The sequence below is a fragment of the Gammaproteobacteria bacterium genome (genome assembly GCA_029882975.1).
GTDB lineage: Bacteria > Pseudomonadota > Gammaproteobacteria > SZUA-152 > SZUA-152 > JAJDNG01.
The window spans coordinates 61,248-71,858 of record JAOUJW010000028.1 but is presented as its reverse complement, the minus strand read 5'-3'; the positions used below and the strand labels follow the sequence as shown (position 1 = coordinate 71,858).

The following is a 10,611-nucleotide window of genomic DNA, read 5'->3' as shown; positions in this document are numbered from 1 at the left end:
AGGTGGATTCAATCGGGTTGCTGGTACGTATGTGTGGCCAATGTTCGGCAGGAAAATCATAAAACGTTAGCAAAGATTTTCGGTCCTTAACCAAACAATCCACCGCTTTTGGGTATTTGGCTTGATATGCATATTCCGGCCAAAATGAACACCGATTCCGGACGAAGATGAACACAAATTCCGGGGCAACATGAACACCCGGTTTTCCAACGCATCGGCCAGGGATGTTTTTAACCCAGGTGTTCATCTTGGGTCAAGTTGTCGGTGATTTTGCGCATGGATTCCCCTTTGAGCTGCAGGCGATGCGCATTGTGCATCAGTCGGTCAAGAATGGCGTCCGCCAGGGTATTATCGCCGATGGTGGCGTACCACTGGTCGGTGGGCAACTGGCTGAGCACCATGGTGGAGGTGCTGCCATGGCGGTCGTCCATAATCTCCATCATGTCATTGCGCTGTGCGGCACTCAGGGGCTCTATACCCCAGTCATCAATGATCAATAGCTGGGTTTTAGCCAGATTCTTGAGCCACTTGTGGTAACTGCCATCGGCTTTGGCTTGGGTTAGCGATAACATCAGCCGTGAGAGTCTGAAGTATCGTGTACTGAAACCAAGGCGACAGGCCGCATGCCCCAGAGCACAGCCCAGATAGGTCTTACCGCAACCACAGGCGCCGGTAATCAAAAGATTCTGAGCCTTGCTAATCCAAGCCCCTTGAGCCAGTTGCGCTACCTGGGCTGATTTGAGGTTGCGTGTAGGCCGATAATCTAGATCCGTGATGTCGGCGTTAAGCCTGAAGTGCGCCTGATGGATCAAGCGTGTTTTCTTTCGCTGTTCACGAACCAGATGTTCCGGAACGTGTCAACCTCATATGTACAGTTATTTATTAATTAACATCTATTTACCACTCACATAACCGGCGGCAGTCAATGTCGGAAAGTTCACCTGATCACTTATTGGTACATTGACGCCGTCTTCTACGGCAATAGGGTTTATAGCAACGAATTCAGGTGGTAACTTTACGCCGGGGCGCCCCTGAACAAAACGCTCTGGATGTTCTTTGAAGTATCCGTCGAGTGTTTTCTGTTTGTGCTTTGCCACTTCATGGCAACGACCCGTAAATACCTGTTCAGGTGTGAAACCAGACAAACCGCTATGATGATGTTTGAAATTATACCACTGGAAATATTCTTCGCACCATTGCCGAGCATGGGCGATGTTCTCGAAGCGACCTGGATAATCGGGCTGATACTTCTGTGTTTTGAACTGACTTTCGCTATACGGATTATCATTGCTCACTCGCGGCCGACTATGGCTGCACGTAACATCCAACTCTGTCATATTCTCCAGGTAACCGTGAGCAGTCATGGGGGTCCCACGATCCTGATGTACAGTAAGTTGGCCCGGTGCAATGCGATAGCGCGTAATGGCCTCGCTCATCAATTGCTTGGATAAAGCACTGTTTTCTTTCTTCGAGATCATCCAGGCAACCACAAATCGGCTAAACAAGTCCAACACCACGTACAAAGACAAATAGACGCCCCGACGGTGAAGAGGCAGCTTGGTGATATCCCAGGTCCATACTTCATTAGGGGCTACCGCTAATAGTCGAGGGATGGCATGATGCTGGGCTGGACGTTGGCAGCGACGCTCGCCATTTTCACCTTGTTTTCGTAGTAATCTATGCATGGTGCTGATTGAGCACAGGTATTTATCTTCCTCCAGCAGGCGTTGGTAAACCTCAGCCGGTGGCTGATCACGATAGGTTTCACTGTGCAGAGTCTCAATCACGTGTGTGCACTCTTGTTCGCTCAGTGCCCGAGGTTGCACGGCTGCTTTGCGAGATCGTCCGGACGGGGGATTATCCCCTCGTTTGCGTCTCGCATAGACGCTGCTACGATTGAGTAATAGTGCTTCACAAGCAATACTCAACGGTAATCTATCAGGGCGTTGCTCTATGACCATCTTCATGCATCGCTCCCATTGCGTAAACGATCGAGCATCGATAAGGCTTTTTTTTGAAGATCCAGGCAATCGTTTGCCACTTCAAGCTTACGGGTCAATTTCTCATTTTCCTTGGTGAGTTGCTCGATCTGGCGTTGCTCCGGCGTTTTAGACGCCACAGGGCCGGGTGTGCTTTTACTGAGCCCATCAACTCCATGCTCCGCGTACTCCCGACGCCAGTCCGCTAGTTGATTGCTGTATAGTTTTTCACGGCGTAACATGGCTCCCAGTTCCCCGTGTTTGCACGCATTGGCCTCAGCAATAATGCGTAATTTGTATTCAGGTGGAAATCGACGGCGCGTGCGCTTTTCCAATGATGGCTCTGGTGTAATTTGATTATTGGGTAGTACTGGTGTTGATTTTGGCATCCTACTCTTCCTGGTTTTATGGCCCTTAAATATATGTTATCTCATACGGTGACTGTATGACACCAGGTTGACACAAAGGGGTTCCTGGTCCAGCAATAGCTGTATGCGCTCGATAAAGGACAAAGACTCATAGGTGCCGATGTGCTCCAGTTGATTTTGCAGAGCGCTTGCCATACCGCCCAGTTTAAGTTCACGTAGTTGGTTCAGTGTTTGTTGTGTCATGCTTATCTCCTTTTGTTGTTGACGGTGTTTTAGTGAAAGCTCTTAGGGCCACGGATGTTTTCGTGATCCTGCGGTAACGGCGTATTGCTTGCATCCATAGGATCGGGCAAGCGGTCGAGATTGGACTGCAACAGGGATTTGACTTGCTTGAGTTTCCACAGCTGTTGCTGGCGTGCGATCTGGCAGGCGCGCTCCAGACGATGGGCCGGATATTGTCGACTGAGGTTAAGTAGGCCCAGACAAACTCGATAAGCCTGTTCGGGGTGTTGTCTGCTCTGAAGTTGTGTAGTGACCCAGTACAACACGTCAGGTCCTATATCCTTGGCCCAGTTCTTGAGACGGCCCGGGCTCCATTGGTGCTGTTTGCGGTGGCGTTCGGGCATATGAGCGGCCTGGGTCGTAGTGCCCGCCCGACGGCTGCGTGGGTGTGAAGCGACTTGACGTTGTTTAAAGTACACACTGACAAGGGTATCACTGGCATGCAGTTCCAAAGTCTCGCCCACGTATTGATGAGGAACCGAGTACAGGTGCTTTTGATAACTGACGTGGTAGTCGATGTTAACCTTCACGGATTTGATATCCACAAACTCATAAGGCAGCTTGGGCAAGGGGCGTAATTGAGGTTGATCCAGTTTCTGGAAAGCCTCAAGACGGTTGCCCGGCAACTGTTTAAAAGGTTTTTTATTCAGCTCATTGAGCAAGGCCCGTATACATTGATTCGCCTCAGCCAGTGAGAAAAAACTATGGTGACGTAACCGAGCCATGATCCAACGTTCCACCACTTGGACGCCCACCTCGGCTTTGGCTTTGTCCTTGGGTTTATACGGACGAGCCGGCATAACCGCCACCTGATAGTGTGAAGCCAGTTGCTGGTAGCAGGGATTAAGTTCCGGTTCATAGCGGCAGGCTTTGTTGACACCGCTGCGCAGATTGTCCGGGACTAACATGTCGGGAGTGCCACCGAAGAACTCGAACATACGTACATGACTGCCCAGCCAGTCGGGCAATGCCTGTGTCCAGGTCGCTTCAGCATAGGTGTAATTGGATGCGCCCAACACACCCACAAATACAGCCGCCGGTTGGACTTCACCGGTGTAACGGCAAATAATGGGCAAGGTGGGACCGCAGTAGTCAATGAAACACTTTTCACCGGCCCGATGGTGCTGGCGCATGGAGCGTTTTTGCAAACCAAACCAGCACCTGTAGCGTTCGCAAAACTGGGAATAGCTGTAACAACGGTTTGGGTGCTGGTGGGTATACTCCTCCCATAGCAATTGCTTGGTGACCCCTTTGCGTTTGAGTTCCTGATGGATGTCGGCCCAGTTGGGAACGACGTAGCGCTGGGAGGTCTGGGTATCGGACTTGGGGTAGAACAGTGCAGCCAAGCGCTCGTCGTTGAGCTCGTCAGGCAAAGGCCAGCTCAGCCCTAACCCCTCTGCTTTGGTGACCAGTTGCTGGCATGCGCCAGTACTGACCTTAGTGCTGGCCTGGATCTGCCGGTAGGAAAGCCCGGCTTGCAGGCGTAATCGTAAGACGTCTCGTATTTTTCGCATTGCAATTCTCTTCATCGCCACGGTAGTGCTCCCCCAAAAGTGAGGAAGGGTACCAAATTATTGAAGAATCAATGCGTTAGAATGGATTCCGGTTCAAAATGAACACTCATTCCGGCAACATGAACACCGATTCCGGAATACCCGGTAAAAGTGTTCATTTTGAACCGGAATGAGTGTTCATTTTGAACCGGAATGAGCGTTCACGTTAAATCGGAATGAGTGTTCATCTTGAACCGGAATGGGTGTTCATGTTCGGCCGGAATATGCACCTATAGAGCCGTATAATTTACCGATAGCCGATAAAGGAAATTACTCTAGATGCCAAAATGCGTAGATCAAGACTTCCCTTGTCAAAATCCCGATTATTTAGATTTCGATAAAATCACGGCTGTGGAGCTCGTCTGCCCACCATCCGCTAGTGATATCGTAAACAAGAGTGCTTTTTGTACTCAAGTCCCTCTTGAAGAATGCTTCCAACTTAAGGATTTAACGCACAAAGACTATTTGAAGGGCTTGAGAAATAAAACTGGCGTTTACCATCTATGGGTTGACTATGATAATTGCGATGATCATGACAATTACACCATGCTTTGTGTTTATGTTGGAAAAGGACTGGCTGAGGGCAGAATCAACGACCATATAAAGAAAAAATGGCCGGAGAAGGAAACATTATATGTCACTTTCTACGAGTGCAATAATAGAATTGCAAAGTACTTAGAGCAATTATTCTTGGATATATATAAATTCTATCTAAATGATTATGAAAATCCTGGAACAAAGAACCTTTTTGCTGTATGGGATAATGAGCGTCATTTGCATGGTACAGAGCTTCACGCTGTAAGCAACCTAAGTAATATCTCTAACCTCGATGACTTATAGAGTATTACCTGCTAACAAGCCGCACGTCCAGATGCAAACTACACTACGCCTCATTTGCAACACTCAGCTTCTACATTAAATGGACTGCCTTTCTTAGGAACAGGGTTTCCATGTAAAAGTCTACCACCGCTGCAATGTATACATATAATTCTTGGGAGTTAATAGCAATGACAAAAACTTATCCAACTTACTAACTCAGCCTGTTTACGACTTTAATAACCAGTTTTCGACTATATTTGGTCAGATTAACAGAAGTGTATTATGCGAACGCCTATTCCACCGTCACCGACTTGGCCAGATTCCGCGGTTGATCCACATCGGTGCCTTTGAGCACGGCCACGTGGTAGGACAACAGTTGCAGAGGGATGGTGTAGATGATGGGTGAAATGCAGTCGTCTACGGGGGCCACGTCCAGGACTTGAACGCCGTCTTCGTCTTGCAGTTCGGCATGGGTGTCGGCAAAGACGATAAGCTGACCGCCGCGGGCGCGGACTTCTTGCAGGTTGGATTTGAGTTTTTCCAGCAGCTCGTTGTTGGGGGCAACGGCGATGACGGGCATGTCCGAGTCCACCAGGGCCAGGGGACCGTGTTTGAGTTCACCGGCCGGGTAGGCTTCAGCGTGGATGTAGGAGATTTCTTTGAGCTTGAGAGCTCCTTCCATGGCCACCGGGTATTGTGCCCCTCTGCCCAGAAACAGGGCGTGGTGTTTTTCAGCGAACTGTTTTGCTAATTCATTAATTTGTCCATCCAGCTGCAGCACTTTGTCCACTTTGGCAGGCAGGCTTTCCAATTGGGCGATGATGTTTTTTTCCTGCTCTTCGCTCATCCCCTGGCGCCGCCCCATGGCGATGACCAATAACATGAGGGCGACTAATTGTGTGGTAAAGGCCTTGGTGGAGGCCACGCCGATTTCCGGGCCGGCCCGGGTCATGAGCACCAGATCCGATTCACGCACTAAGGAGCTTTCCGGTACGTTGCATATGGCCAGGGAATAGCCAAAGCCCAGACGTTTGGCTTCTTTTAACCCTGCCAAGGTATCGGCGGTTTCACCGGATTGAGACAGGGTGACAATGAGCGAATTGCGTCGTACCACGGGTTTGCGGTAGCGGAATTCGCTGGCCACTTCCACGCTACAGGGTACGCCGGCCATGGACTCCAGCCAATAGCGCCCTATAAGTCCGGCGTGATAGCTGGTGCCGCAGGCGATGATGTGTACGCCTTGTACTTCATCAAAAACTTCCGCCGCATTGGCGCCAAAGGACTGTTCCAGCAGTTTGCCGTTATTAACCCGGCCTTGCAGGGTATCGGCCAAAGCACGGGATTGCTCGTGAATTTCCTTGAGCATGTAATGGCGGTACTCGCCTTTTTCTGCCGCGTCTGCGCTGAGTTCACTTTCGGTGATTTCCCGTTGCACTACATTACCCTCACGATCGTAAATAGTGAGGGCGTCTTTGGTCATGTCGGCAATTTCGCCTTCATCCAAAAAGATAAATCGCTGTGTAACAGGTAACAAGGCAGCCACATCAGAGGCAATGAAGTGCTCCCCTATGCCGATACCGATAACCAAGGGGCTGCCCAGGCGTGCTGCCAGTAATCGACCGGGTTCTTTTTTGCTGATGACACCTAAAGCGTAAGCACCTTCGAGTTTTTGCACAGTCAGTTTTACGGCTTCCAGCAAATCCTTACCTTCTTCGATGTGGTGCTGGTAGATTTCGTGCACCACCACTTCGGTGTCGGTTTGGGAGGTAAAGCGGTAACCCTGCTCGGCTTGTTGGCGCCGCATGGCTTCGTGGTTCTCTATAATGCCGTTGTGTACCACCGCCACGGTGTCATTACAGACGTGGGGGTGAGCATTGGGCTCGCTGGGGGCGCCGTGAGTAGCCCAGCGGGTATGGGCGATGCCGCTTTTACCGACCAAAATATCCTTGACGTTTTTTTCCAGCGCAGCGACTTTGCCCTGGGAACGTTTACGTGCGAGCTGTGCGTCCTTGTCGATCACCGCAACACCGGCGGAGTCATAGCCGCGGTATTCCAGCCGTTTCAGGCCTTCGATTAAGATAGGGATAACGTTTCGATCAGCGGCTGCGCCGACAATTCCGCACATAGTTTTATTTCCAATTCAATAAGTTAAGCGATTCTTGTCCTGCAGGGATAAGAGCAAGTATCAATGATACGCAATCTAATAGTGAAGCATATTCTATGGACACTGGCCACCGCTATTTGTTCTTGCTGGGTCGCTTCCAGCCCTTATGAGATTTTTGTTGAGCACGACTCAAGGTCAACTGCTTGGGCGGAGCATCGTGGGTAATCGTCGATCCGGCGCCGACGGTGGCACCCTCACCTATCGTGACCGGAGCCACCAGTTGGGTATCGGAGCCAATAAAGGCGTTGTCTTCTATTACCGTCTGATGTTTATTGGCACCGTCGTAGTTGCAGGTAATGGTGCCCGCACCAATGTTGACGTTGCTGCCCATGGTGGTGTCGCCGATATAACTCAGGTGATTCACTTTGGAGCCCGGACCCAGCTGAGATTTCTTCACTTCCACAAAGTTGCCGATCTTGGCTTTATCCGCCAGCTCCGTTTCCGGGCGCAAGCGCGCAAAGGGGCCAATACTGCAATCATTGCCTATGGTACTGCCTTCCAAGTTGCAGTGGGACAACACGGTCACATTGTTACCAATGTGGCAGTCGCGCAGTTGGCAAAACGGCCCAATACTGACGTTATTACCCAAGGTCACTTTGCCTTCGATGACCACGTCCACATCAATGACCACATCCTGCCCGGCACTGAGTTGCCCCCGTAAATCGAAACGAGCCGGGTCTTTCAGGGTAATGCCTTCCAGCATTAAACGGTCAGCCTGCTGTCGTTGGTAGACCCGCTCCAATTCCGCCAGTTGTAGCTTGTTGTTCACCCCTTCGATTTCGTACAGGGTGGCCGCTTTACAGGTGCGAACCGTGACACCTTCTTTAACCGCCATGGCAATGATATCGGTAAGATAGTACTCACCTTGGGCATTGTTGTTTTCCAAGCGCTTGAGCCATCGCTTGAGCAAGTCGCCTTTTACCGCCAGCATGCCCGTGTTGATTTCCTTTATTTGCAACTGTTCCACCGTTGCATCTTTTTGTTCCACAATGCTTTGCACCTGGCCACTCACATCGCGAACAATGCGGCCGTAACCGGAGGGATTGGGCAAAGTAGCGGTCAGCAGTGACATTTGTTCGTCGCTAACATTCTTAATGAGTTCACTGAGAGTTTTTGGCGTGATTAACGGTACATCACCGTATAGCACCAGAACAGTATCAGCGTTCTGTATATGGGGGGTGGCTTGGTCCACCGCATGCCCGGTACCCAACTGCTCTGCCTGCAATACCCATTGCACCGGCAGATGGGACAGCTGTTTCGGTACCAGTTCGCCGCCGTGACCATAAACCACAAAACAGGAGGAAGCGTTCAAGCCCATGGCTGTGTCCACGACATGCTCCAGCATGGGCTTGGCGCCCAGTTCGTGCAGCACTTTGGGCAAAGCGGATTTCATCCGGGTGCCCTGCCCGGCCGCCAAAATGATTACCGATAAGTCACTCATATTTGAACACCATAGCTTCGACCGTATTCCAGCTCGGTTAATTGTAGCGCACCCAACTGACGGCCGAATAGTTTTTAGTTACTCCACTGACACAGTACTAAAAAAGGGCGGTAAGACCGCCCTTTAATACAATAGAACAACTGTCGACACTGCCTGTACTAGCGTCCCAGTTTTTTCTTGATACGCTTGAGGGTTTGGATCTGGGCGATGGCTTCGGCCAGTTCCGCTTCCGCTGTCGCGTAATCGATGTCGTCTTTGCGATCTGCCAATTGTTTCTCAGCGCGCTCTTTGGCGGCAATGGCTGCCGCTTCGTCGATGTCATCCGCCCGCAGGGCTGTGTCCGCCAGAACGGTCACGCCTTGAGGCAGGATTTCCAACATGCCGCCGGAAACATAATAGGTCAGTTCCTCATCCGCAGGGGTGATTACCCTGACTTCTCCCGGTTTGATCTTGGTGAGAAGTGGTGCATGCCGTGGCATGATACCCACTTCACCCATGATGGCCGGAGCAAACAACATTGTCGCCTGACCGGAAAATATTTCCTCTTCAGCACTTACAATGTCCACATGCATAGTCATCGCCATTAACTCTCTCCGATTATCCGATTACCGCTTATCCGGCCTAGAAGGATTTAGCACGCTCCACGGCTTCGTCAATGCTGCCAACCATGTAAAAAGCCTGTTCGGGCAGGTGGTCGTACTGACCGTCTACAATGCCTTTAAAGCCTTCGATGGTGTCTTTCATGGAAACGAACTTACCGGGAGAGCCGGTGAATACCTCAGCGACGAAGAAAGGCTGAGACAGGAATCGCTGGATCTTACGAGCTCGGGCAACGATCAGCTTGTCTTCTTCGGACAACTCATCCATACCCAGAATAGCGATAATATCTTTCAGCTCTTTATAACGCTGCAGAGTACCCTGTACGGCACGTGCCACATCGTAGTGTTCCTGGCCGATGACCAGCGGGTCCAACTGACGGCTGGTAGAATCCAACGGATCTACCGCAGGATATATGCCCAACTCTGCGATTTGTCGCGACAGTACCACGGTCGCATCCAAGTGAGCGAAGGTGGTGGCCGGAGACGGGTCGGTCAAGTCATCCGCCGGTACGTATACCGCCTGAATAGAAGTGATAGATCCGGTCTTGGTGGAAGTGATTCGCTCTTGCAAAGCGCCCATTTCTTCCGCCAGAGTAGGCTGATAACCTACCGCAGAAGGCATACGACCCAACAATGCGGATACCTCGGTACCGGCCAGCGTGTATCGGTAAATGTTGTCGATAAACAGCAGTACGTCACGGCCTTCGTCACGGAAGAATTCCGCCATGGTCAAGCCGGTCAACGCGACACGCAGACGGTTACCCGGAGGCTCATTCATTTGGCCGTATACCAGTGACACCTTGTCGATAACGTTGGAGTCGGTCATTTCGTGGTAGAAGTCGTTCCCTTCACGAGTACGCTCACCCACACCGGCGAATACGGAGAAACCGCTGTGCTCGATAGCGATGTTACGAATCAGCTCCATCATGTTTACGGTCTTACCTACACCCGCACCACCGAACAGTCCAACTTTACCACCCTTAGCGAAAGGACAGATCAAATCGATAACTTTGATACCGGTTTCCAGAATGTCGGTACTGGCAGATAACTCTTCGAAAGTGGGAGCCTTACGGTGAATGGACCAGCTTTCCTCAGCCCCTACAGGACCTTTTTCATCTACCGGATTGCCCAGTACGTCCATAATACGACCCAGGGTTTTTTTCCCTACAGGTACGGATATTGGCGCCCCGGTGCTGGAAACAGCCATACCGCGCTTCAGACCATCGGATGAACCCATGGCGATGGAGCGTACAACGCCGTCACCCAGCTGTTGTTGAACTTCCAAAGTGAGATCCACATCAGCTAATTTTAATGCGTCATACACCTTCGGCATGGCGTCACGTGGAAATTCCACGTCCACTACCGCACCGATGATTTGTACGATCTTTCCCGAACTCATAGTTTCA

Annotated in this window: 8 protein-coding genes and 3 pseudogenes; 1 reads left to right on the top strand and 10 read right to left on the bottom strand. The window is 50.9% G+C overall.

The window, feature by feature from the left end; translation table 11 throughout:
* The 6 genes and pseudogenes from OEY58_17695 to istA all read right to left on the bottom strand — a co-directional run bounded on the left by OEY58_17695 (window position 1) and on the right by istA (window position 4,143).
* Window positions 1–127: pseudogene (locus tag OEY58_17695) on the bottom strand (transposase).
* Window positions 128–230: 103 nt separating this feature from the next.
* A pseudogene (gene istB / locus OEY58_17690) lies at window positions 231–848 on the bottom strand (IS21-like element helper ATPase IstB).
* Window positions 849–893: 45 nt separating this feature from the next.
* The gene (locus tag OEY58_17685) at window positions 894–1,967 is read right to left on the bottom strand and encodes an IS3 family transposase (protein ID MDH5327290.1); all 1,074 of its coding nucleotides are present in this window, start codon (window positions 1,965–1,967) and stop codon (window positions 894–896) included.
* Window positions 1,964–2,368 (bottom strand): transposase, encoded by a 405-nt coding sequence (locus OEY58_17680; protein ID MDH5327289.1) that lies wholly within the window; start codon window positions 2,366–2,368, stop codon window positions 1,964–1,966. The genes OEY58_17685 and OEY58_17680 overlap by 4 nt, the downstream gene beginning before the upstream one ends.
* Window positions 2,369–2,443: 75 nt before the next feature.
* Window positions 2,444–2,590, bottom strand: a pseudogene (locus tag OEY58_17675) (ATP-binding protein).
* A 29-nt stretch (window positions 2,591–2,619) separates the two neighbouring features.
* Window positions 2,620–4,143 carry an IS21 family transposase gene (gene istA / locus OEY58_17670; protein MDH5327288.1) on the bottom strand — a complete coding sequence of 508 codons (1,524 nt, stop codon included), beginning with the start codon at window positions 4,141–4,143 and terminating at the stop codon, window positions 2,620–2,622.
* A 318-nt stretch (window positions 4,144–4,461) separates the two neighbouring features.
* Between istA and OEY58_17665 the strand changes: the two genes are divergently transcribed.
* Window positions 4,462–5,022: a hypothetical protein gene (locus OEY58_17665; protein MDH5327287.1), complete on the top strand. Its 561-nt coding sequence runs from the start codon at window positions 4,462–4,464 to the stop codon at window positions 5,020–5,022.
* Window positions 5,023–5,293: 271 nt separating this feature from the next.
* Here the strand turns inward: OEY58_17665 and glmS are convergent, their stop codons facing one another.
* The 4 genes from glmS to atpD all read right to left on the bottom strand — a co-directional run bounded on the left by glmS (window position 5,294) and on the right by atpD (window position 10,604).
* The gene (gene glmS / locus OEY58_17660) at window positions 5,294–7,126 is read right to left on the bottom strand and encodes a glutamine--fructose-6-phosphate transaminase (isomerizing) (protein MDH5327286.1); all 1,833 of its coding nucleotides are present in this window, start codon (window positions 7,124–7,126) and stop codon (window positions 5,294–5,296) included.
* Between the two features lie 112 nt (window positions 7,127–7,238).
* Entirely contained in the window at window positions 7,239–8,606 is a 1,368-nt protein-coding gene (gene glmU / locus OEY58_17655; protein ID MDH5327285.1) for a bifunctional UDP-N-acetylglucosamine diphosphorylase/glucosamine-1-phosphate N-acetyltransferase GlmU, read from the bottom strand.
* 158 nt (window positions 8,607–8,764) lie between these two features.
* Window positions 8,765–9,190, bottom strand: a complete 426-nt coding sequence (locus OEY58_17650; protein ID MDH5327284.1) for a F0F1 ATP synthase subunit epsilon — start codon at window positions 9,188–9,190, stop codon at window positions 8,765–8,767.
* Between the two features lie 37 nt (window positions 9,191–9,227).
* Complete coding sequence (gene atpD, locus OEY58_17645; GenBank protein MDH5327283.1) at window positions 9,228–10,604, bottom strand: F0F1 ATP synthase subunit beta; 1,377 nt, start codon at window positions 10,602–10,604, stop codon at window positions 9,228–9,230.
* Between the last annotated feature and the right edge of the window lie 7 nt (window positions 10,605–10,611).

Bases quoted from the DNA above. Each gene is read 5' to 3' on its own strand.
- OEY58_17685 (MDH5327290.1), bottom strand. From the start codon at position 1,967: ATGAAGATGGTCATAGAGCAACGCCCTGATAGATTACCGTTGAGTATT.
- OEY58_17680 (MDH5327289.1), bottom strand. From the start codon at position 2,368: ATGCCAAAATCAACACCAGTACTACCCAATAATCAAATTACACCAGAG.
- istA (MDH5327288.1), bottom strand. From the start codon at position 4,143: ATGCGAAAAATACGAGACGTCTTACGATTACGCCTGCAAGCCGGGCTT.
- OEY58_17665 (MDH5327287.1), top strand. From the start codon at position 4,462: ATGCCAAAATGCGTAGATCAAGACTTCCCTTGTCAAAATCCCGATTAT.
- glmS (MDH5327286.1), bottom strand. From the start codon at position 7,126: ATGTGCGGAATTGTCGGCGCAGCCGCTGATCGAAACGTTATCCCTATC.
- glmU (MDH5327285.1), bottom strand. From the start codon at position 8,606: ATGAGTGACTTATCGGTAATCATTTTGGCGGCCGGGCAGGGCACCCGG.
- OEY58_17650 (MDH5327284.1), bottom strand. From the start codon at position 9,190: ATGGCGATGACTATGCATGTGGACATTGTAAGTGCTGAAGAGGAAATA.
- atpD (MDH5327283.1), bottom strand. From the start codon at position 10,604: ATGAGTTCGGGAAAGATCGTACAAATCATCGGTGCGGTAGTGGACGTG.